Source organism: Bradyrhizobium sp. 14AA, assembly GCF_054185205.1.
This window is the reverse complement of the sequence record NZ_JAVAYM010000027.1, coordinates 90,751-111,964: the sequence shown is the minus strand read 5'-3', so window position 1 is coordinate 111,964 and position 21,214 is coordinate 90,751. Positions and strand designations below refer to the sequence as shown.

At 64.6% G+C, this 21,214-nt stretch carries 16 protein-coding genes; 8 read left to right on the top strand and 8 right to left on the bottom strand.

Annotation, left to right across the window (positions count from 1 at the left end; translation table 11 throughout):
* Positions 1-171 precede the first annotated feature (171 nt).
* Positions 172-2,433, bottom strand: a complete 2,262-nt coding sequence (locus RAD15_RS35945; protein WP_458183451.1) for a marine proteobacterial sortase target protein — start codon at positions 2,431-2,433, stop codon at positions 172-174.
* Positions 2,434-2,618: 185 nt separating this feature from the next.
* Between RAD15_RS35945 and RAD15_RS35940 the strand changes: the two genes are divergently transcribed.
* A complete protein-coding gene (locus tag RAD15_RS35940) occupies positions 2,619-3,383 on the top strand; it encodes a helix-turn-helix transcriptional regulator (protein ID WP_458183450.1) in 765 nt (254 codons plus the stop codon).
* Positions 3,384-3,459: 76 nt separating this feature from the next.
* Here the strand turns inward: RAD15_RS35940 and RAD15_RS35935 are convergent, their stop codons facing one another.
* Positions 3,460-4,683, bottom strand: a complete 1,224-nt coding sequence (locus RAD15_RS35935) for an ABC transporter substrate-binding protein (RefSeq protein ID WP_458183449.1) — start codon at positions 4,681-4,683, stop codon at positions 3,460-3,462.
* A 77-nt stretch (positions 4,684-4,760) separates the two neighbouring features.
* The gene (locus RAD15_RS35930) at positions 4,761-6,311 is read right to left on the bottom strand and encodes an acyl-CoA synthetase (RefSeq protein ID WP_458183448.1); all 1,551 of its coding nucleotides are present in this window, start codon (positions 6,309-6,311) and stop codon (positions 4,761-4,763) included.
* Between the two features lie 265 nt (positions 6,312-6,576).
* Between RAD15_RS35930 and RAD15_RS35925 the strand changes: the two genes are divergently transcribed.
* From RAD15_RS35925 to RAD15_RS35895, 7 genes are all read left to right on the top strand, one after another.
* Positions 6,577-7,713: an acyl-CoA dehydrogenase family protein gene (locus RAD15_RS35925; RefSeq protein ID WP_458183447.1), complete on the top strand. Its 1,137-nt coding sequence runs from the start codon at positions 6,577-6,579 to the stop codon at positions 7,711-7,713.
* A 132-nt stretch (positions 7,714-7,845) separates the two neighbouring features.
* Positions 7,846-9,009, top strand: coding sequence for an acyl-CoA dehydrogenase family protein (locus RAD15_RS35920; protein WP_458183446.1), 1,164 nt, complete (start codon positions 7,846-7,848; stop codon positions 9,007-9,009).
* Entirely contained in the window at positions 9,009-9,665 is a 657-nt protein-coding gene (locus RAD15_RS35915; RefSeq protein ID WP_458183445.1) for a glutathione S-transferase family protein, read from the top strand. The genes RAD15_RS35920 and RAD15_RS35915 overlap by 1 nt, the downstream gene beginning before the upstream one ends.
* A 217-nt stretch (positions 9,666-9,882) precedes the next feature.
* A complete protein-coding gene (locus RAD15_RS35910) occupies positions 9,883-10,683 on the top strand; it encodes a helix-turn-helix domain-containing protein (RefSeq protein WP_458183444.1) in 801 nt (266 codons plus the stop codon).
* A gap of 201 nt (positions 10,684-10,884) precedes the next feature.
* The gene (locus RAD15_RS35905) at positions 10,885-11,751 is read left to right on the top strand and encodes a 3-keto-5-aminohexanoate cleavage protein (protein ID WP_458183443.1); all 867 of its coding nucleotides are present in this window, start codon (positions 10,885-10,887) and stop codon (positions 11,749-11,751) included.
* A gap of 113 nt (positions 11,752-11,864) precedes the next feature.
* The gene (locus tag RAD15_RS35900; RefSeq protein ID WP_458183442.1) at positions 11,865-13,481 is read left to right on the top strand and encodes an acyl-CoA carboxylase subunit beta; all 1,617 of its coding nucleotides are present in this window, start codon (positions 11,865-11,867) and stop codon (positions 13,479-13,481) included.
* A complete protein-coding gene (locus RAD15_RS35895; RefSeq protein WP_458183441.1) occupies positions 13,478-15,454 on the top strand; it encodes an acetyl/propionyl/methylcrotonyl-CoA carboxylase subunit alpha in 1,977 nt (658 codons plus the stop codon). The genes RAD15_RS35900 and RAD15_RS35895 overlap by 4 nt, the downstream gene beginning before the upstream one ends.
* Positions 15,455-15,497: 43 nt before the next feature.
* Here the strand turns inward: RAD15_RS35895 and RAD15_RS35890 are convergent, their stop codons facing one another.
* From RAD15_RS35890 to RAD15_RS35870, 5 genes are read right to left on the bottom strand one after another with little or no spacing between them, the layout of a single operon-like run.
* Complete coding sequence (locus tag RAD15_RS35890; RefSeq protein ID WP_458183440.1) at positions 15,498-16,493, bottom strand: ABC transporter ATP-binding protein; 996 nt, start codon at positions 16,491-16,493, stop codon at positions 15,498-15,500.
* Positions 16,490-17,497 carry an ABC transporter ATP-binding protein gene (locus RAD15_RS35885; protein WP_458183439.1) on the bottom strand — a complete coding sequence of 336 codons (1,008 nt, stop codon included), beginning with the start codon at positions 17,495-17,497 and terminating at the stop codon, positions 16,490-16,492. The genes RAD15_RS35890 and RAD15_RS35885 overlap by 4 nt, the downstream gene beginning before the upstream one ends.
* Positions 17,497-18,390: an ABC transporter permease gene (locus RAD15_RS35880; protein ID WP_458183438.1), complete on the bottom strand. Its 894-nt coding sequence runs from the start codon at positions 18,388-18,390 to the stop codon at positions 17,497-17,499. The genes RAD15_RS35885 and RAD15_RS35880 overlap by 1 nt, the downstream gene beginning before the upstream one ends.
* 9 nt (positions 18,391-18,399) lie before the next feature.
* The gene (locus RAD15_RS35875) at positions 18,400-19,347 is read right to left on the bottom strand and encodes an ABC transporter permease (protein ID WP_458183437.1); all 948 of its coding nucleotides are present in this window, start codon (positions 19,345-19,347) and stop codon (positions 18,400-18,402) included.
* Positions 19,348-19,385: 38 nt separating this feature from the next.
* Positions 19,386-20,996 (bottom strand): ABC transporter substrate-binding protein, encoded by a 1,611-nt coding sequence (locus RAD15_RS35870; RefSeq protein WP_458183436.1) that lies wholly within the window; start codon positions 20,994-20,996, stop codon positions 19,386-19,388.
* Between the last annotated feature and the right edge of the window lie 218 nt (positions 20,997-21,214).

Sequence of the window (21,214 nt, the reverse complement as noted above, 5' to 3'; positions counted from 1 at the left end):
GTCTCCCGTCATTGCGAGCGAAGCGAAGCAATCCAGACTGTCTCAACGGCGGCAGTCTGGATTGCTTCGTCGCTTCGCTCCTCGCAATGACGATCAAAAAAGGCGCGCGCGGCCGTTGGTGTGGGACGGGCAGCCGCGCGCGCTAACAGAGGAGTTCGGGGGGCTCCTCTCTCAAGCGGCGTCAGTGAGCAAGGTCTGACGTCGGTTGAACACGAACAGGATCAGGGCGAGCACGATCAGGACGAGACCTGCGATCATCTTCAGCCCGGCCGAGGTTGCAGTCTTGGGCAGGCGGATCGCATCGGGCGCGGCGGGTGTCGGCCGCCTTGTAGCCGGCTGGTTGCGCGCGTCGGCATGGCGTTCGCGCAGTTTTCCCGGTACCTGCGGCCGTTCGCCGAACACCTTTGCGAAATCCCAGCCAGCCGGCAGGTTGATCGGCAACTCGCTGAGCTTGAGCGGCTCGCCTTCGGGACGGCTCGGGGTCTTGTCGACCGCGACGAGGCTGGTCAGCCGCGTGACGATCTGATGGTCGAGCGCTAGCGCCAGGATCGCCTTGTCGGAGTCTTCGGGCGTCATCTCGCGCATGCTGCGCGCCACTTCGGCATCGCCGATCTTACGCTTGGCCCACAGCTTCGACAGGCCCTTGCCTTCGGCTGCGTTTTGCAGCGGCAGCGTCACCGACCACGGACGGTCGCCGACGCGTCCCTTGATCTCGAGCGAGCCGGCGAGCTTGTCGAGTTTTGCCGCCAGCACCAGCGGCTCGTCGCGATAGACGTCGGGAATGATCGCCGGGGTGACGTCGGCCTTGGCCTCGGAGAATTTCGCGGTGAGGCCGGTCACCGCCGGATTTTCCAGCTTGGCGAACAGGTCGCGCATGCGCTCCTCGACCTGCTCGACGGAGCCGATATGGGTGAAGGCACCGCGGCCGAGTTCGGCGGCGCGCGTCATCAGATAGGTGTTCGGCGCGGAGCCGATGCCGACCATGAAGATGCGCGAGCGGCCGCGCATCGCCGTGATGCTCTCGAACAATTGCTGTTCGTTGCCGATCGCTCCGTCGGTCAGGAACACGACCTGGCGAACAATGTTGCTGTCACTGATCCTGTCGTTCAGCGCCGCGCGCATCGCCGGCACCATCTCGGTGCCGCCGCGCGCCTGGAGGGCACCGACGAAAGAAGTGGCTTCGCCGACATGCGTGGCGTCCGCCGGCACGGAAGCCGGAAACAGCACGTCCATGGTGTCGTCGAAGCGGATCACGTTGAAACGGTCGCTCGGCTGGAGGCGGCCAAGGGCGTAAAGCAGGCTGGCCTTGGCCTGGATGATCGAGGTGCCGCCCATCGAGCCGGAATTGTCGATTACGAACACGACCTCGCGCGGCAAGGGCTTCTGCGTCGCCTGCTCGGCGCTCGGCGGGATGACGAAGGCGAGCAGGTAATCGGCATCGCCGACACGCTCGCGAAACAGGCCGACCGACGGTGCCTTCGCGGCAGCCGGCTTCCAGGTCAGCTCGAAATCGCGGTCGGCAGGCACAGCGCCATCGGCCAGCGTGACGACGCGCGCCGCATTGTCCGGGCTTTCCATCTTGACGTTATGGTGATGGCTCTTGACTTCGCCGAGCGCAAAGCCGGCCTTCAGGCGCACCGTAATGCTGGTCGGATTCACGGGCGCATGCCAGGCGGGATCGAGCACGGGCGGCGAGATGCGGTCGCGGTCCGGCACCGGGTCTGACGTGGTTGCGCCCCAACCCGAGCCGTCGTTGCGGAAGTCGACGCTCTGCACGATCGGGGCCGGATTGTAGCGCGGCCCGACCACCAGCGGCAGGCGCAGCGAATATTCGTTGCCGGATTGATGCACCGGCTCCTGATATTCGATCTGTACCAGCACGGTTTCGCCGGGGCCGATATTGGCGACCGAGTTGGTGAAGATGTTCGGCCGCTCCTGCTCGGTGAGCGCGGCCTTCTGCCCGTCGCGGCGCGCCCGCTCGTAGATCACGCGCGCCTGCTGCCGCTCCTTGATGTCGCCGACGATGACGCGATCGCCGACCACCATCTTCAGCGTATCGACGGCGCCGCCGGTGGGAAGCGGATAGACATAGGTTGCCTCGACCCAGTCCTTGGTCGGGTTACGGAACAGTTGCGTGACACGGGCGCGCAGCGTCGGCCCGGACACCGTGATATCGACGTCGGTGCCGAGGCGGATCGCCTCGGTGGTGGCGCCGTCTTCCTTGAGGAGGAGAGTGCCGGATTTGGCGTCGCCGGGCTGCAGCAGGCTGGCCTGCTCCGTCGTCGCCGACCAGCCCGGCTCAAAGCTCACCAGCAGAGCCACGAAGGCGACCAGCATCACGGCGATGCCCTGCGCCAGAAGGAACACGCCGACCACGATCAGTCTGCCCAGCCAGGGGTGTTCGTTGCGGTCGACCGCGTCGTAATTGTCCATTTGGCCTGCTCCCGAAGGGTGTTTGACGATGGTGAGCATCCGTCGGAATGGCCGGATTCCGCGAGCAGAATGATCGGCAATGTTCCGCCGCGCCTGGCCGGGCGCGCCACCTCCCAGGCGGCCAAGTGCGGTTTTGTGCTGGTTTGTCCGCCCTGCTAGACTGGCGCTTCCAAGGCAGGGTCACGATGCAGACGCAGGATACCGACAAGCAGCTTTCGGACGAACAGAGCCGCGAGATCGCGGAGACCATTCGCGAGGAGCTCGCCCGCCGCCGGATCTCCCGGCAGGCGCTGGCCGAACAGGCCAAGCTCAGCCTGTCGACGCTGGAGAAGGTGCTCGGCGGCCGGCGGCCGTTCACGCTGGCGACGACGGTCCGGCTGGAGCAGGCTCTGGGCGTCTCCTTGCGCAAAAGCGCCGTCGTGATGGCGCCTCCAGCCACAAACGATGTCGCGCCCGACAGCCTCGGCTCCTATGCGCATCGCGCGGTGACCTGGCTCGAGGACGTCTACATCACGCTGCGGCCGTCATTCGGCGACAAGGACGCGATCTTCGCCTACCGCACCGAGATCGCCTGGGAGCCAAAAGTCTCTGCGCTGGTCTTTCGCGAGGGCGACCGGACCGATGCCGCCTATGAGCACACCGGCGAGGTCGCCGTCCCCCACCAGTCCGGCTTCATCTACCTCGTCATCATCAAGCATGGTCAGCACCGCGTGATCACGGTGTCGCGGCCGACGGTTGCCGGCGAGATGTACGGCATCATCTCGACGCTCCGCGCCGGCCCTGGCTCGCAGCTCACGCCGATCGCGGCGCCGATCGCCTATGTGCCGCTCAGAAACGTCCCGAAGCCGTCTTTGGGCCGCGTCGCGCCCGACGACGCCAATCATGCTTTGTATCGAAAGCATCTGCGCCGCACGGTCGAGGAGCCGTTCGCGCTGTTCCTGCCGGGATAGGCTCACCTCGGTGACCCAGATAAAGAGATAGCGGCCTCTCGGCCGCTATCTCCTGGGTAAGGCCGATCGCCCCGAGCTAGCCGCCGGTCTCGGCGCTGATGATATCGCCGAACAGCTCCCACTGACCGGCCTTGAAGCGGATCATCTTGAGCTGCTCGATCGGAGCGAAATCGTTGGCGCCGGTGTTGATCTTGATGCCGGGAATCAGCGTGTCCGGCGCAAAATCCTTCAGGCTCGCGGCCTGCTTCATCACGTTCTCCCGCGTCAGGTCGTCGCCGCACTGCTTCAACGTCTGGACCAGGGTCTGTGCGGCGGCGTAGCCGTAGACGATATTGGTGTCGGAGACATTGGCGCCCGGCATGTACTTGTCGATGAAGGCCAGGAACTTCTTCATGCCGTCGTCGTCCTTCCATTGCGGGTCGGAGGCGTCCTTCAGATAGGTCGCCGACAGCACGCCTTCTGAGGCCTGGAGGCCGGCGGGCTGCATGACCGCGCCGATCGAGATCGACACGTCGGTCATCACATGCATCGGCTTCCATTCGAGTTCGGCGATCTTCTTGATCGCCTGTGCCGCGAATTTCGGCGTCGAGATGTTGACGAAGACGTTGGCGCCGGTGCCCTTCAGCTTGACGATGTGGGAGTCGACCGACGGCTCGGTGGTTTCGTAGCTTTCCTCCGCGACGATCAGCGAGGACGCCTTGTCGCCGAAGATCTCCTTGATGCCGGCGACGTAGTCCTTGCCGAAATCGTCATTGGCATAGAAGATCGCAACCTTGGCATCGGGCTTGGCCTGCAAAATATACTTCGCGAAGATCCGTGCCTCGACCCGGTAGCTCGGCTGAAAGCCCATGGTCCAGGGGAAGCCTTTCGGGTCATTCCACTTGCTGGCGCCGGTGGCGAGGAACAGCTGCGGCACCTTCTTGGAATTGTGATATTTCTGCACGGCGGTCTGGGTCGGCGTGCCCAGCGCGTTGAACACCAGGAACACCTCGTCACTCTCGATCAACTTGCGGACCTGCTCCACGGTCTTGGGCGGCGAATAGCCGTCGTCATAGGAGATCCAGTTGATCTTGCGACCGTTGATGCCGCCCTGATCGTTGATCATCTTGAAATAGGCTTCCTCGATCTTGCCGATGACGCCGTAGGCGGAAGCCGGGCCGGAATAGGCCTCGACATTGCCGATCTTGATCTCGGTGTCGCTGGCGCCGGTGTCGTATTTCTTCTGCGCGTAAGCGCCTTGGACCGAAAGCAATGTCAGGGCCGTTGCTGCGGCGAGCAGGGCGAGTTTCTTGTTCTTCATGGAAATTCCTTTGATGTCTTGTGGGTTGGAGCAGGCACTTCAAAAAGGAAAAAGCGCCCGCGAGAGGGGCGCTTTGATCAGGCGTTGGCGACTTTCATGTCGACCTCGGAGGTGACCGAATATTCCTTGCGCAAGGTCGGCTTGTGGATCTTGCCCGTGGCATTGCGTGGCAGCGCATCGACGAAGCGGATTTGGCGCGGGCATTTGAAGCGCGCCAGATTGGCCGCGCAGTGCGCAAAGACATCGGCTTCCGTCAGCCTTTGTCCCGGCTTGACCGCGACGATGGCAAGGCCGACCTCGCCCCATTGCGGATCGGGCATGCCGATCACGGCGGCTTCCGCGATCGCGGTGAGCTGATGCAGTACGTTCTCGACCTCGGCCGGATAGACGTTCTCCCCGCCCGAGATGTACATGTCCTTCCAGCGGTCGACGATGTAGTAGAAGCCTTCTTCATCGACGCGCGTGGCATCGCCGGTGTGCAGCCAGCCGTCGGTGAAGGAGGCCTTGTTCGCCTCCGGCCTGTTCCAGTAGCCGGGCGTGATGTTCGGCCCCCGAACCCAGAGCTCACCGAGTTCGCCGACATCGGCGTCGCTGCCGTCGGGCCGGACAATGCGCACCTCGGTGTGCAGCACCGGCTTGCCGGCGGAGCCAGCCTTCCGGGCTGCGTCTTCGCGGTCGAGCACCAGCACGGCCGGCGAGGTCTCGGTCATGCCGTAGCCCTGCTGAAGCGCGACGCCGCGCGCCTCCCACACTTTCAGCAGCGGCACCGGCATCGGTGCGCCGCCGACCCCGCCGACGATCAGGCGACCGAGATCGGTCGTCGCGAAAGCAGGGTGCTGCGCCATGAACTGGTAGATCGCGGGCACGCCGAAGAACACGTTGATGCCCTGCGCGGGATCATTGATCAGGCCGAGCGCGGTGCCGGGATCGAAGGCGCGCATGATCATCACGGTGCCGCCGGCATGCAGCACGGGATTGGTGTAGCAATTCAGCCCGCCGGTGTGGAACAGCGGCAGCACGGTGAGCAGCACCGAGGACGGTCCGATGCAGGCGGGGCCGCCGAGATTGACGCAATTCCAGAAGGTCATGCCATGGGTGATGGTCGCGCCCTTCGGATGGCCCGTCGTGCCGGATGTGTACATGATGGTCGAGACGTCATCGAGCGTGACCTCCTCGATTCGCTCGAGCGGCTTTGCAGCGGCGATGCCGGCCTCATAGAACCCGCCGGGGCCGAGCAGCAGGCTGGTCGTGATACCGCAGAGCTTTGCGACGCTCAGAGCCGTCTCGGCGAGCTCGGTGTCGTGGATCATCACTTTCGGCGCGCAATCGGCGGTGATGAACTGGAGCTCGGGAACGGTGAGGCGGGCGTTCAGCGGCACGAAGATCGCACCGAGGCGGCCGCAGGCGAACTGCACCTCCAGCGTATCGGTCGTGTTCAGCGCCAGCACTGCCACGCGGTCGCCGCGTGAGACGTTCAGCGCGTGGCGCAGGAACGAGGCGAGGCGCGAGACGCGGGCGTCCAGCTGCGCATAGGTGAAGCGGCGCTCGCTCGCGAGGTCGATCACCGCGACCTTATCAGGCGTGCGGCGGCCATGATGAACGATCCAGTCGTAATAGCGAACGGCCAAAATTCCTCCCTCGGCGGTCTCGTGCCGCCCGCAATCCTGTTGCCGTGCACCAAGCCCGGCGTGGCCATGGAGGCCAGCCGGAGTTTGTGCATCATGTCTTTTTTTATGCGGAGTTGGCCTGCGAGGAGCGAAAATCGTCTTGCGTTGAGTTGCTAGGTGATCGCCTGCGCCCGAGAGGTTCCGTGGTCAGCCACTCTGCGCAAGTGAGCCGCCGATGTTCCGGCCATGGTGGGCGAGACGAATCCGTCTGTGAGGCGAGCATGCGATGAAGAGCCCGTTCTATACCGCCGAGCATGACGCCTTCCGCGACGTCATGCGCCGCTTCGTCGAGAAGGAGATCGCGCCGTTCGCCCATGAATGGGACGAAGCCGGCGAATTCCCGCGTGCGCTCTATCGCCAGGCGGCCGAGATCGGCCTGTTGGGGCTTGGATTTCCCGAGGAATATGGCGGGATCGCCGCCGACCAGTTCATGAAGATCGTCGCCAGCCAGGAATTGGCGCGGGCAGGGGCCGGCGGCGTCAGCGCGAGCTTGATGAGCCACACCATCGGCTCGCCGCCGATCGCGCGCGCGGCGCGCCCCGAGGTTAGGGCACGCGTGCTGCCGCAAGTGCTCTCGGGCGAAAAGATCTCCGCGCTCGCGATCACCGAGCCGGGCGGCGGCTCCGATGTCGCGGGCCTTCGCACCCGCGCGCGGCGCGACGGCGATCACTACGTCGTGAGCGGCGAGAAGACGTTCATCACCTCGGGCGTGCGCGCCGATTATCTGACCGTTGCCGTGCGTAAAGGCGGCGATGGCGCCGGTGGCGTCAGTCTGCTCCTGATCGAGGGCGAGACGCCCGGCCTGTCGCGAACGAAGCTGAAGAAGATGGGCTGGTGGGCCTCCGACACCGCGACGCTGCATTTCGACGACTGCCGTGTGCCGGCCGAGAACCTGATCGGCGAGGAGGGGCAGGGCTTCAAGATCATCATGCAGAATTTCAACAGCGAGCGCATGGGCATGGCGGCGAGCTGCACCGCCTTCGCCCGCGTCTGCCTCGATGAAGCGATCGCCTATGCCAAGGAGCGCAAGACCTTCGGCAAGCCGCTCGCGCAGCATCAGGTCATCCGCCACAAGATCGTGGACATGGCGCAGAAGGTCGCGGCAAGTCAGGCGATGCTGGAGATGCTGGCCTGGCGGCTCGAGCAGGGCGAGAGCCCGGTCGCCGAGATATGCATGATGAAGAACCAGGCAACGCAGACCATGGCGTTCTGCGCCTCGGAGTCGGTGCAGATCTTCGGCGGCGCCGGCTTCATGCGCGGCATCAAGGCCGAGCGCATCTATCGCGAGGTCAAGGTCAATGCCATCGGCGGCGGCACCGAGGAGATCATGAAGGATCTGGCGTCGAGACAGATGGGGTTGTGAAGGCCTCCGTCGTCATGCCCGGGCTTGTCCCGGGCATCCACGTTCTTGCTGCCGGGAGACGAAGGCGTGGATGGCCCGGACAAGCCCGGCCATGACGAACACATCAGAGATACCGAGAGCTGAGCTGACACAATGCTATTCACCGCCGACCACGACGACATCCGCCGCTCCCTGCAAAAATTCATCGCGAACGAGATCAATCCTCATGTCGATGAATGGGAGAAGGCCGACATCTTCCCGGCGCATGAGCTGTTCAAGAAGATGGGCAGCCTCGGTTTCCTCGGGCTGAACAAGCCGGTCGAGTTCGGCGGCTCCGGCCTCGATTACTCCTACGCGCTGATGATGGCGGAGGAACTCGGCGCCATCACCTGCGGCGGCGTGCCGATGGCGATCGGCGTGCAGACCGACATGGCGACGCCCGCGCTGGCGCGGTTCGGCTCCGACGAGGTGCGGCGCGAATTCCTCAGCCCCTCGATCTCCGGCGACTATGTCGCCTGCATCGGCGTCTCCGAGCCGGGCGCAGGCTCTGACGTCGCATCGATCAAGACCAATGCGCGCTCGGACGGTGACGATTACGTCATCAACGGCGGCAAGATGTGGATCACCAACGGCACCCAGGCCGACTGGATCTGCCTGCTCGCCAACACCGGCGATGGTCCCGTTCACCGCAACAAATCGCTGATCTGCGTGCCCATGAAGAGCAAGGGCGTGACCGTCGCCCGCAAGCTCGACAAGATGGGCATGCGCTCATCGGACACTGCGCAGATTTTCTTCGACAATGTCCGCGTCCCCAAGCGCAACCGGATCGGCGAGGAGGGCAAGGGCTTCACCTACCAGATGATCCAGTTCCAGGAGGAGCGGCTGTGGGGCGCGGCCGCCTGCCTGAAGGCGCACGAATACATCATCAACGAGACCATCGAATACACCCGCAACCGCAAGGCGTTCGGCCAGAGCATCCTCGACAACCAGGTCGTCCACTTCAAGCTCGCGGAGATGCAGACCGAGGTCGAGTTGCTGCGCGCGCTGATCTATCGCGCCGGCGAGCAACTGGTCGCCGGCGAGGATGTGACGAAGCTCGCGACCATGGCCAAGCTGAAGGCCGGCCGGCTCGGCCGCGAACTCACCGACGCCTGCTTGCAATATTGGGGCGGAATGGGCTTTACCAACGAGACGCCGGTCAGCCGCGCCTATCGCGACAGCCGTCTGACCTCGATAGGCGGCGGTGCCGACGAGGTCATGCTGATGGTCCTGTGCAAGATGATGGGTACGCTGCCCGGCAGCAAAGGAAGTTCTTGATGATCACGCTCTACCACTGCGACGCCGCGCGCTCGTTCCGCCCGCTCTGGATGCTGGAGGAGATGGGGCTTCCTTACGAATTGAAGATGCTGCCGTTCCCGCCGCGGGTCTTTGCCAAGGAATACCTCGCGCTCAATCCGCTGGGCACGATTCCCTTCATGGTCGACGGCGAGACCAAGATGACGGAGTCCTCCGGCATCTGCCACTATCTCGGCGTCAAGCACGGCCCGACGCCGCTGATGGTCGGGCCGGAGGATCCCGCCTATGGCGCGTTCCTGAACTGGATGTATTTCAGCGATGCCACGTTAACCTTCCCGCAAACGCTGGTGCTCAGATACACCCAGCTCGAGCCGGAGGAGCGCCGCAATCCGCAGGTCGCGACCGACTACGCCAAATGGTTTCTGGGCCGGCTGCGCGCCGTCGAGGCAGCGACGGCGAATGCCGAAACCTTGTGCGCCGGCCGCTTCACCGCTGCTGACATTGTCATCGGTTACGCTCTCCGCCTCGCCGACAGCATCGGGCTCGCCAAGGACTTTGGGCCAAATGTCGCAGCCTATTGGGCACGCCTGCAACGGCGCGACGGCTTCAAGCGCGCCGTTGCTGCGGAGCAAAAGGCTGGGAAAGAGCAGAATGTAGCGCCCAGGGTGCGGGCGTAGGGAAGTGTGCCGTCATTCCCGGGGCACGCGAAGCGTGAACTCTGGTGCGCAATTGCGCGCCTGAGAATCTCGAGGTTCCGGGTTCGGTCCTTCGGACCTCCCCGGAACGACTGCACGTGTTTTCATGACAGCGCTATCCCGTCGTGACAGCGCCCAAATTTCCGCTAAGGTGACCCCCGTCCGCAGCGGCCAGAGAGCCGCGCGAGGAGGACCGCCAATGGAAGATAAGGGTCGCGAATCCGACCATCTGATGCTGATCACGCCGGAGCGGGTCTTTTACGCCGGCCTGCTCGGCCGCCCCCGCAAGCGGACCCCCGGCTGCTGCCATGTCTATGTCGCGGTGAAGGGTAATTTGCATCTGACCATCGACGACACCCTCGCCACCGGCGAACTGTTCGTCACCCTGCCGAACCAGCGGCACTCCATTGCCAGCGACTACCGCACCGCAATCAGCGTCACGCTTGAGCCCGAGAGCATGCCGGACGGCGTGATCGAAGCCCTGGCGGAGCGGCTCACCGGGCCGGACAGGGCGGTTTACGCCCGCAAGATTCTGGCCGCTTATGCACTGCTGCGGCACCGCCGCTACGGCGACATCACCACCGCCGAATTCGACGAGATGTGTTTTGGCGAGGCACTGCGGCGCCGCGTGCTTGACCCGCGCGTGACCCGCGCGGTCGCCCGCATCGGGCGCTTCTCCGGTGAGCCGGTGACGGCCGATACATGTGCAGCCGAAGCGGGGCTCTCGGCCTCGCGCTTCCTGCACCTGTTCAAGGAGGAGACCGGCATCTCGTTCCGTTCCTTCCGCGCCTGGAAGCGCGCGCGGCATTTGCTGCACTTCGCCAACCAGGACCTCAACCTAGCCCATCTCGCGCAGGACATCGGCTATCCCGACAGCACGCATTTCAGCCACTCGATCCGCCGCTTCTACGGATTGAAGCCGCGCGCGATCTTCGTCGGCTCGCGCGACCTTGCGATCTATCGCAGCACCGAGACGGTGCGGCTCGCGGAGGCGAGTTAGGTTCGTTCTCGTAGGGTGGGCAAAGCGCAAGCGTGCCCACCATCTTTGCCAAATGTCGGAATGATGGTGGGCACGGCGCAAGAGCGCCTTTGCCCACCCTACGAATTCGTCGTTTTTTTCAGCTTCTCCGCGCAAGAAGCCACATGCCGCCCGTCACATGATCGCAAGCGTTGAATTCTCAACGTGCGAGATATCCAAGGCATGAGCGACAAGGCCGTCATTACCTGCGCGCTGAACGGCGTGCTCACCGACCCGAAGCAGCACAACGTGCCGGTTACGCCGGAAGAGATGGCGCGCGAGGCCAAGGCTGCGTTCGATGCCGGCGCGTCCATCATGCACATTCACCTTCGGCAGCAGGCGCCCAACAAGGGACATCTGCCGTCCTGGGAGGTCAGCGTCAGCAAGGAAATCCAGCAGGCGATCCGCGAAGCCTGCCCCGGCGTCATCATCAACCACACCTCGGGCGTATCAGGACCGAACTACAGCGGCGCGCTCGATTGCATCCGCGAGACCAGGCCGGAGATCGCGGCCTGCAACGCCGGTTCGCTGAATTACCTGAAGGTGAAGGCCGACAATACCTGGGCCTGGCCGCCGATGATGTTCGACAACGCGGTCGAGAAGGTGAAGGACTATCTCGACGTCATGAACGCGGTCGGCACCATTCCCGAGTTCGAGTGTTTCGACGTCGGCATCGTCCGCTGCGTCGGTATGTACCGCCAGGTCGGCATGTACAAAGGTCCGCTCGAATATAATTTTGTGATGGGCGTCGCCTCGGGAATGCCCGCGGACCCGGAGCTGCTGCCGATCCTGATCAAGCTGAAGCGGCCCGAAGCGCAGTTTCAGGTCACCGCCATCGGCCGCGAAGAGATCTGGCCGCTGCACCAGCGCTGCGCCGAGCTCGGCGGTCACCTGCGCACCGGTCTCGAGGACGCCTTCTATCTCGCCGACGGCAAGAAGGTGACGTCGAACGGCCAGCTGATCGAGGCCATCGCCGCCTGCGCAAGGCGTGCGGGCCGTGAGATCGCGAGCCCCGCCGAGGCGCGGAAGATCTTTGGGACGAATCGCTGAACGTAGCCTCAGTCGTCATTGCGAGCGCAGCGAAGCAATCCAGAGTGCATCCGCGGAAACAGACTGGATTGCTTCGTCGCTTTGCTCCTCGCAATGACGGGTAGGATAGAGTCATGTCCATTCTCGAAAACACCATCTCCCCCGGCAGCGCCGCCTACCATGCCAACCGCGATGGCATGCTCGCCTTGATCGACCGCATGCGCGCGCTGGAAGAGCGCACGCGCGCTGCGTCGGCGGCTGCGAAGGATCGCTTCCACAAGCGCGGGCAGCTGCTGCCGCGCGAGCGCGTGGCGCTGGTGCTCGATTCCGGTGCGCCCTTCATCGAGCTGTCGACGCTCGCCGGCTACATGTTCGACGTGCCCGATCCGAACAAGAGCGTGCCCGGCGGCGGCGTCATCGCCGGCATCGGTTTTGTGTCCGGCATCCGCTGTATGGTCAGCGCCAGTGATTCCGGCATCGACGCCGGCGCGCTGCAGCCTTACGGCCTCGACAAGACGCTGCGGGTGCAGGAGCTCGCGCTGGAGAACAAGCTGCCCTACGTCCAGCTGGTCGAAAGCGCCGGCGCCAATCTGCTGCGCTACCGCGTCGAGGACTTTGTCCGCGGCGGCAACATCTTCCGCAATCTCGCGCGGCTTTCGGCGGCAGGCCTGCCGGTCGTCACCGTGACGCACGGTTCGTCGACCGCGGGCGGCGCCTACCAGACCGGCTTGTCCGACTACATCGTCATGGTGCGCGGCCGTACCCGCGCCTTCCTCGCTGGGCCGCCGCTGCTGAAGGCCGCGACCGGCGAGATCGCGACCGAGGAAGAGCTCGGCGGTGCCGAGATGCACACGCAAATCTCCGGCCTCGGTGATTACCTCGCCGAGGACGACCGCGATGCCTTGCGCATCGCGCGCGAAATTATGGCCGCGCTGGAATGGGAACGGCCGGGCAGGGCGGCCGCGCCATTCAAGCCGCCGCGCTACGATCAGGACGAGCTGCTCGGCATCATGCCGATGGACCACAAGCGCACCGTGGACATGAAGCAGGTGATAGCCCGCATCGTCGACGATTCCGATTTCACCGAGATGGCGCCGAATTACGGCCCGGCCACCGTCTGCGGCCATGCCCGTATCGAGGGCCAGGCGATCGGCATCATCACCAACAACGGCCCGCTAGATCCCGCCGGCGCCAACAAGGCGACGCATTTCATTCAGGCCTGTTGCCAGACCCGCACGCCGATCCTCTATCTCAACAACACCACCGGCTACATGGTCGGCAAATCTTACGAAGAAGCCGGCATGATCAAGCACGGCTCGAAGATGATCCAGGCGGTGACGTCGGCGACGGTGCCGCAGATCACCATCTATTGCGGCGCCTCGTTCGGCGCCGGCAATTACGGCATGTGCGGCCGCGGCTTCCATCCGCGCTTCTGCTTCTCCTGGCCGAATGCCAAGACCGCGGTGATGGGCGGCGAGCAGGCCGCCGAGACCATGGCGATCGTGACGGAGGCGGCCGCCGCTCGCCGCGGCAAGCCGATCGAGAAGGACAAGCTGGATGCCATGAAGGCGCAGATTGTTGGCGTGTTCGACGGCCAGATGGACGTATTCTCGACCAGCGCGCGCGTGCTCGACGACGGCGTGATCGATCCGCGCGACACCCGCGCGGTGTTGTCCGAAGTGCTCGCGATCTGCCGCGAGGGCGACGCGCGGACTCCCCAGCGCATGCAATTCTCGGTGGCCCGCCCATGAGGAACGGATCAGTGCAGCACCGGCCGTTTTTCAAGGTTCTGGTCGCCAATCGCGGCGAGATCGCGCTGCGCGTGATGCTCAGCGCGCGGCGGCTCGGCCTCGGCGTCGTCGCGGTCTATTCCGATGCGGATCGCGATGCGCTTCATGTCAAGCAGGCCGACCAGGCCGTGCGCATCGGCGAAGCCTTGCCGGCGCAATCCTATCTCAACATCCCCGCGATCATTGCCGCCGCAAAGGCGAGCGGCGCGGACGCTGTGCATCCCGGCTATGGCTTCCTCGCCGAGAACGAGGATTTTGCGAGAGCCTGCAAGGATGCCGGCCTCGTCTTCATCGGCCCGTCGCCGCAGGCGATCGAGGCGATGGGCAACAAGGCCGGCGCCAAGGAGATCATGAAGAAGGCCGGCGTGCCCTGCGTGCCCGGCTATCAGGGCGCCGACCAGGGCGATGAGGTCATGCTCGCAGAAGCCAAAAAGATCGGCTTCCCCGTGATGATCAAGGCGGTCGCCGGCGGCGGCGGCCGCGGCATGCGGCTTGTCACGGACGCTGCTTCGTTCGCGGATGCGCTGCGCAGCGCGCGGTCGGAATCGAAGGCTGCGTTTGGCGATCCCACGGTGATCCTCGAACGCGCGATCCAGAACCCGCGCCATATCGAGATCCAGGTGTTCGGCGACAGCCACGGCAATGCCATCCATCTCGGCGAGCGCGACTGCTCGGTGCAGCGGCGGCATCAGAAGCTGATCGAGGAAGCGCCGTCACCCGCCGTGACGCCGGAGCTGCGCGCAAAAATGGGCGAGGTCGCGGTCGCCGCGGTGAAAGCGCTGCGCTACGAGGGCGCGGGCACGCTGGAGTTCCTGCTCGACGAAAACGGCGAATTCTACTTCATGGAGATGAACACGCGTCTCCAGGTCGAGCATCCCGTGACCGAGGCCATCACCGGGCTCGATCTCGTCGAGTTGCAACTGCGCGTCGCGCGCGGTGAGCCGCTGCCGATAAAGCGGCAGGACATCAAGTTCTCCGGTCACGCCATCGAGGTGCGGCTGTGCTCGGAAGATGCCGCGCAGGATTTCATGCCGCAGTCCGGCCGCATGGCGCGCTGGCAGGTGCCAGACGGCATTCGCGTCGAGCACGCGCTGCAATCGGGCTCGGAGATTCCGCCCTTCTACGATTCCATGATCGCCAAGGTCATCAGCCACGGCGCGAGCCGCGAGGAGGCGAGAGCGCGGCTGATCGTCGGCCTGGAACAGCTCACGGCCTTTGGCGTGACCACCAACCAGGCGTTCCTGATGTCGTGCCTGCGCCACTCCGGCTTCGCCAAGGGTGAGGCGACGACGGCCTTCATCGGCGCGCATCGCGATGAGCTATTGGCGCCGCGTGCGGACGCGGCCTTCGATACGGCTTTGGCGGGGCTGCTGCTCTACGTCACGAACCCGCGCGCGCCGTCTTGGCAGGGCGGGCGCAGTCTCGCCGCCACCTTTCCGCTGCCGGTGAAAATCGAGATCGCAGGCCACGCGCACGAGCTCGACATCACCCGCGAGCGCGATGGCAGCTACACCGTCGCCACCGACGGCCGTCGCGACAGGTTCGAGATCGACCAGCTCGATGCCGACGCGATCCGCTTCCGCCATGACGGCGTCACGGACAGCGCAAAATTCCTGCGCGACGGCGACCGTCTCTACCTCCAGCATCGCGGCATTCTGCTTGCGGTCACCGACCTCACCCTTGCCGCGCCGAAGGCCGCCGCAGCCAATGGCGGCGACGGCAAGGTGCGCGCCGCCATGAACGGCCGCGTCGTCGCCGTCCTCGTCAAACCGGGCGACCGCGTCACTGCCGGCCAGGCGGTGCTGACGCTGGAAGCGATGAAGATGGAGCACGTCCACAAGGCCGGCATCGACGGTGTGGTTGCCGCGATCGACGTCGCGGAAGGTGAGCAGGTGACGACGGGCAGGATCGTCGCGGAAATCGGGGCGGGGTAGCCGCTCCGTCCGTCATTGCGAGCGCGGCGAAGCAATCCAGTCTCTACGAGATCGCGTTGCCCCGCCCCGTCCCGTCGTTGAGCAAGCACGCCACCTGATGGCCATCGCCGGCTTCCACCAGCGCCGGCCGCTCCGCCTTGCATCGATCCATCGCAAACCGGCAGCGCGTGTGAAACGCGCAGCCGGAGGGTGGATTGACCGGGCTCGGCACGTCGCCATCCACCAGCGGCGCGAGCTTCTTCGCGAGCGGATTGGCGATCGGCACGGAGGCGAGCAGCGCCTGTGTGTAGGGGTGGCGCGGGTTGCGGAACAACTCGTCCTTGTCGGCGATCTCGACGATGCGGCCCAGATACATCACGGCGACGCGGTGGCTGATATGCGCGACCACGGCAAGGTCGTGTGCGATGAAGAGATAGGAGAAGCCGTGCTGGCGTTGCAGGTCGATCAGGAGGTTGATCACCTGCGCCTGGATCGAGACGTCGAGCGCGGAGACCGGCTCGTCGCAGACGATCAGGCGCGGCTCGAGCGCGAGCGCCCGCGCGATGCAGATGCGCTGGCGCTGGCCACCGGAGAATTGATGCGGGAAATTGCGCATCTGATCGGGCCGCAGGCCGACCTGTTCAAAGAGCTTTGCGACCCGCGTCTCCAACTCCTTGCCGCTTGCGATCCCGTGCACGGCCAGCGGCTCGCCGACGATGTCGCCCGCGGTCATACGCGGGTTGAGCGAGGCAAACGGATCCTGGAACACGATCTGCATGTCGCGGCGATGCGGTCGCAGCGCCGTCTTGGACAGATGCGTGATGTCCTCGCCATCGAGACGGATTTGTCCCGAGGTCGGCTCGACCAGCCGCAGCACGCTGCGCGCCACCGTCGACTTGCCGCAGCCGGATTCGCCGACAAGGCCCAGCGTCTCGCCGGCGCCGAGCGAGAACGAGACGCCATCCACCGCATGCACGGTGCCGACTTGCCGCCGCAAGACGCCGGCGCGCACCGGGTAGTGCTTCCTGAGGTCGGTGACTTCGAGCAGCGCCTCGGTCATGCCACCTCCGCGACTTCTTCCGCGCGCCAGCAGGCGGCGAGATGGCCGCCGCCCCAATCCGCAAGCGGCGGATATTCCGCCTCACAGCGCTTGATCGCGAGCTTGCAGCGCGGCGCGAAGGCACAGCCCTGCGGCAGCCGCACCAGCGAGGGCACAGTGCCCGGAATTTCGTTCAAGCGCGCCTGTGCCGGCACGCCGGATGCAGGGACGGCCGGGATCGAGGCCATCAGTCCGCGCGTGTAGGGATGTTTCGGTGCGGCGAACAGCGCCTCGACGCTGGCTTCCTCGACCTTTCGGCCCGCATACATCACGATGACGCGCTGCGCGGTCTGTGCGACCACGCCGAGATCGTGCGTGATGAGGACGAGGCCGGTGCCGAGCTCCTTCTGGAGATCGAGGATCAGCGTCAGGATCTGCGCCTGAATGGTGACGTCGAGCGCGGTGGTCGGCTCGTCCGCGATCAACAGCGCCGGCCGGCACGCCAGCGCCATCGCGATCATGGCGCGCTGGCGCATGCCGCCGGAGAGTTGATGCGGATACTCGCGTGCACGCCGCGCCGGCTCGGGGATACGCACCAGCCGCAGCATCTCGACCGCGATGTTCTGCGCTTCCTTCGACGAGATGCTCCGGTGCAGCCGAACGGCCTCGGCGATCTGGTCGCCGATCCGCATCACCGGATTGAGCGAGGTCATCGGCTCCTGGAAGATCATGGAGATGCGATTGCCCCGGATCCTGCGCATCTCTGCTTCATCCAGCGCCAGCAGATCGGTGCCTTCGAGCGAGATCGAACCGCTGACGATGCGGCCGGGCGGATCGGGCGCGAGCCGCATCAGGGACAGTGCGGTGACGCTCTTGCCGCAGCCGGATTCGCCGACGATCGCCAGCGTCTCGCCGCGCTTCACGGTGAAGGAGACGTCGTCGACGGCCTTGAACAGGCCGGAATTGGTGAAGAACACCGTTTTCAGGTTCTTCACTTCGAGCACGAGTTCTGGGCTTTTCGTCATCAGCCGCGCTGCCTGGGATCGAGGATGTCGCGCAGCGCGTCACCGAACAGATTGGCGCCGAACACGGCGAGGCTGATGGCGATGCCCGGGAAGATCACCAGCCACGGTGCGGTGCGGACATATTCGGCGGCGGATTCCGAGAGCATGCGGCCCCATGACGGATAAGGCTCGGGGATGCCGAGGCCGAGGAAGGAGAGGGACGCCTCAGTGAGGATGGTCGAGCCGAGCTGGGCGGTCGCGAGAACGATCAGCGGCGCCAGCGTATTCGGCAGCACGTGGCGCAGCGCGATGCGCACCTCGCTCATGCCGATCGACTTGGCGGCTTCGATAAAAGGCAGCTCGCGCAGCGCCAGCGTGTTGGCGCGGATGACGCGGGCCACCGTCGGGATCAGCGGAATGGCAATGGCGAGGATCACGTTCGGCAGCGACGGTCCAAGCGCGGCGGTCATCACCAGTGCCAGCACCAGCAGCGGCAGCGCCTGGAGCACGTCGGAGACGCGCTGGAACACCAGATCGACCCAGCCGGAGAGATAGCCGGAGGTGAGACCGACGATGACGCCGATGGTGCCGCCGAGCGCGGTCGAGCCGATGCCGACAGCGAGCGAAATTCGCGCGCCGTGGATGATGCGGCTGAACACGTCTCGGCCGAAGGAGTCCGTGCCCATCCAGTGCGCCCAACTCGGACGAGCCAGCGCACGGGCGGCATCGACGGTCAGGGGATCATAGCGCGCAATGAAGTCGGCGAAGATCGCGGTGAGCACGAACACGGTCATGATGATGAGCCCGGCCGCGCCCAGCACGTGCCGCTGGGCCAGGAACAGCACGCGCCGCCAGCCGCCGGTCGCATGCGCCCCGGCGCGTCTCAGTTCAACGTCAAAGTCGATCGCGGCCAAGCGGCTCTCCTAATCCGTGTACCTGATGCGCGGGTCGAACACCGCGTAGAGCATGTCGACGATGAAATTCGCGCTCACCACCACCACCGCGATCAGCATCACGAGGTTCTGCACGATCGGATAATCGCGCCAGCGGATCGCCTCGACCAGGAAGCGGGCAACGCCGGGGATGTTGAACACGGTCTCGGTGACGATCAGGCCGCCGATCAGGAACGCCGCCTCGATACCGATCACGGTGATGACGGGCAGGATCGCGTTCTTCAGCGCGTGGTGATAGTTCACGGCGGCGTCGGAGGCGCCCTTCGCGCGCGCGGTGCGGATATAATCCTGCCGGAGCACTTCCAGCATCGAGGATCGCGTGATGCGCATGGTCAGCGCCGCGCTGCGGAAGCCGACGGCGGCGGCCGGAACGGCATAGGTAGCGAAGGCCTCGAGCCAGGTCTGCGGATTCGGATTGAAGATCGGCATCTGGTTGAACATCGCCACCGACGCGGTGAGAATCAGCAGGCCGAGCCAGAACGAGGGCAGCGACAATCCGCTGAGGCTGACGACGCGCAAGGCGTAATCGAGCTTTGTACCCTGCTTCACCGCGCTGATGACGCCCAGGGGAATGCCGATCGATGCGGAGAACAGCAGCGCCAGGCCGGCGAGCCGCGCGGTGATGGGGATCCGCGGCAGAATCTCCTGCAGCGCCGGCTTCTCGGAGACGTAGGAGTAGCCGAGATCGCCGCGCAGCAAACCGCCGATCCAGTGCAGATATTGCACGATCAGGGGCTGGTCGATGCCGAGTTGTTTCTCGAGATCGACCTTGTCGGCGGGGTCGACGTAGCCGGCGGCGGCGAACAGGATGTCGACGATGTTGCCGGGCACGATACGCAGCAGGAAGAATATGACGATCGAGATCCCGAACAGGGTCACGAGCATCAGGAACAGACGTCGCACCAGATAGGCAAACATCCTTCGCCCTCCGCGAGCCGCTCGTCTTCAGCCTGCCGCTACTTGTCGAGCCACACGTCGTCGTACCTGAAGCCGTTGTAGGAGCTGTTCGACATGATCGTCATTCCCTTGACATAGGGCTGCCAGCAGGTACCGGCCCGCGCATGGAAGATGATGGGGCGGGCGACGTCCTCCTGCAGCTTCTTGTCAATCTCCCAAACCTGCTGCTTGCGTTTTTTGACGTCGGTCTCCTGCGACTGAACATCGAACAGCTTCTCGATCTCCTTGTTGCAGTAATTGGTATAGTTCCGCTCGGAACCGCAGGAATAATTCTCGTAGAAGGACTGGTCGGGATCGTCGACGGAGTTGCCGGTCAGGTTGAGGCCGAGCATATAGTCCTTGCGCGCGACCTTCGGGAACCAGTTCGCGGTTTCCACGACGTCGAGCTCGCCGTCGATAAAGATGCTCTTGAGCTGGTCGATCAGGATCACCGCGGGGTCGCGATATTCAGCGAGATTGCGCGTCGAGACCTTTACCGCGAGATGCTTCTCGGGGCCGTAGCCCGCCTTTTGCATCAGCTTCTTTGCTTCTTCCCGATTCGCGTTTACGTCTCGGCCATAGCCCGGAATGGTTTCCAGCTTGTCCTTGGGCATGCCCCAGATTCCCTGCGGCGGCGGCAGCATGGTGCCGCCGACGTCGGCCTGGCCTTCGAACAGGATGTCGATGAAGGCCTTGCGGTCGAGCGCCATCGCCATCGCGCGCCGAATGTCGATGTTGTCGAACGGGGCGGAGGTCGAATTGACGATGATATTGGTCGAGACGTTCGTCGGCTCGACGACGCAAGTCGCGTTCGGCGCCTGCGATTTGATGTCCTTGAGGAGCGGGATGGTGATGTGCGTCGGGAACGTCATGTCGAACTTGCCGGCGACGAAGGCGAGAATCGCGGTCGAGCGGTTCGTAATGATCGTGTACTCGACGCCGTCGAGATAGGGCCGGCCCTTCCGCCAATAGTCGGGATTGCGGGTCAGCTTGATGGATTCATTGGCCTTGAACTCGACGAATTTGAACGGCCCGGTCCCGATCGGATGGGTTCGCATGTCCGCCGGCGAGACGTGGCAGGGATAGATCGGCGTGTAACCGGAGGCGAGCATCGCCAGCAGCGATGGCTGGGGCCGCTTCAGGTCGAAGGAGATCTCGAAATCGCCGTTGGGCGTGATGTCGTTGACTTCATTGTACCAGGTCTTGCGCGGATTCTGCCGCAGCTTCTGCTGCGATTTGCCCATCAGCAGATCGAAGGTGCATTTGACGTCCGCCGACGTGAACGGCTTGCCGTCATGCCATTTGACGCCCTGGCGAAGTCTGAACGTCAGCTTCTTGTTGTCGCTGCTCCAGGACCAGCTCTCGGCCAGCTCCGGCCTGAGGGTATCGGGGCTGTTCTGCGCGATGTGCTGGTCGTAGATGACGAGATTGTTGAAGACCCCCATGAACGGCACGTTGACCGAATAGGTCGCGCCTTCGAGGATGGACGCATTTGCCGGACTGTCGCGGTGATACATCCGCAGGATACCGCCCTGCTTGGGTTCCTGCTTGGGCTCGCCGGCGAACGTGATGGTCGAAAACGCCAGCAAAGATAGCGCCGCCGTCGCGGCAAGCGCCTGCACGCTCCGCATCCTCGTCCTCCCTGGACATCGGCCATTTGTGGCCTGTTTGTCAGGACGATAGCGAGGCAGGTGGAGCGAGGCAACGGGTAAGGCCGTCTGATCTCTCGACAATTCGGATGACGGAAGGCCGCAGGTTTCGCTCTCTCACTATGTGAGAGTGCAGGTGCGAAGTGAAGTTCCTCTGAGGATGATGTTCGTAGCTCCATCCGCGTCGTCGTCCTGGCGAA

What these genes read in the sequence shown, in the direction of transcription:
- RAD15_RS35910 (WP_458183444.1), top strand. Translation starts at nt 9,883, where the DNA reads ATGGAAGATAAGGGTCGCGAATCCGACCATCTGATGCTGATCACGCCG.
- RAD15_RS35915 (WP_458183445.1), top strand. Translation starts at nt 9,009, where the DNA reads ATGATCACGCTCTACCACTGCGACGCCGCGCGCTCGTTCCGCCCGCTC.
- RAD15_RS35890 (WP_458183440.1), bottom strand. Translation starts at nt 16,493, where the DNA reads ATGACCGAGGCGCTGCTCGAAGTCACCGACCTCAGGAAGCACTACCCG.
- RAD15_RS35895 (WP_458183441.1), top strand. Translation starts at nt 13,478, where the DNA reads ATGAGGAACGGATCAGTGCAGCACCGGCCGTTTTTCAAGGTTCTGGTC.
- RAD15_RS35935 (WP_458183449.1), bottom strand. Translation starts at nt 4,683, where the DNA reads ATGAAGAACAAGAAACTCGCCCTGCTCGCCGCAGCAACGGCCCTGACA.
- RAD15_RS35925 (WP_458183447.1), top strand. Translation starts at nt 6,577, where the DNA reads ATGAAGAGCCCGTTCTATACCGCCGAGCATGACGCCTTCCGCGACGTC.
- RAD15_RS35875 (WP_458183437.1), bottom strand. Translation starts at nt 19,347, where the DNA reads ATGTTTGCCTATCTGGTGCGACGTCTGTTCCTGATGCTCGTGACCCTG.
- RAD15_RS35885 (WP_458183439.1), bottom strand. Translation starts at nt 17,497, where the DNA reads ATGACGAAAAGCCCAGAACTCGTGCTCGAAGTGAAGAACCTGAAAACG.
- RAD15_RS35905 (WP_458183443.1), top strand. Translation starts at nt 10,885, where the DNA reads ATGAGCGACAAGGCCGTCATTACCTGCGCGCTGAACGGCGTGCTCACC.
- RAD15_RS35920 (WP_458183446.1), top strand. Translation starts at nt 7,846, where the DNA reads ATGCTATTCACCGCCGACCACGACGACATCCGCCGCTCCCTGCAAAAA.
- RAD15_RS35870 (WP_458183436.1), bottom strand. Translation starts at nt 20,996, where the DNA reads ATGCGGAGCGTGCAGGCGCTTGCCGCGACGGCGGCGCTATCTTTGCTG.
- RAD15_RS35940 (WP_458183450.1), top strand. Translation starts at nt 2,619, where the DNA reads ATGCAGACGCAGGATACCGACAAGCAGCTTTCGGACGAACAGAGCCGC.
- RAD15_RS35945 (WP_458183451.1), bottom strand. Translation starts at nt 2,433, where the DNA reads ATGGACAATTACGACGCGGTCGACCGCAACGAACACCCCTGGCTGGGC.
- RAD15_RS35900 (WP_458183442.1), top strand. Translation starts at nt 11,865, where the DNA reads ATGTCCATTCTCGAAAACACCATCTCCCCCGGCAGCGCCGCCTACCAT.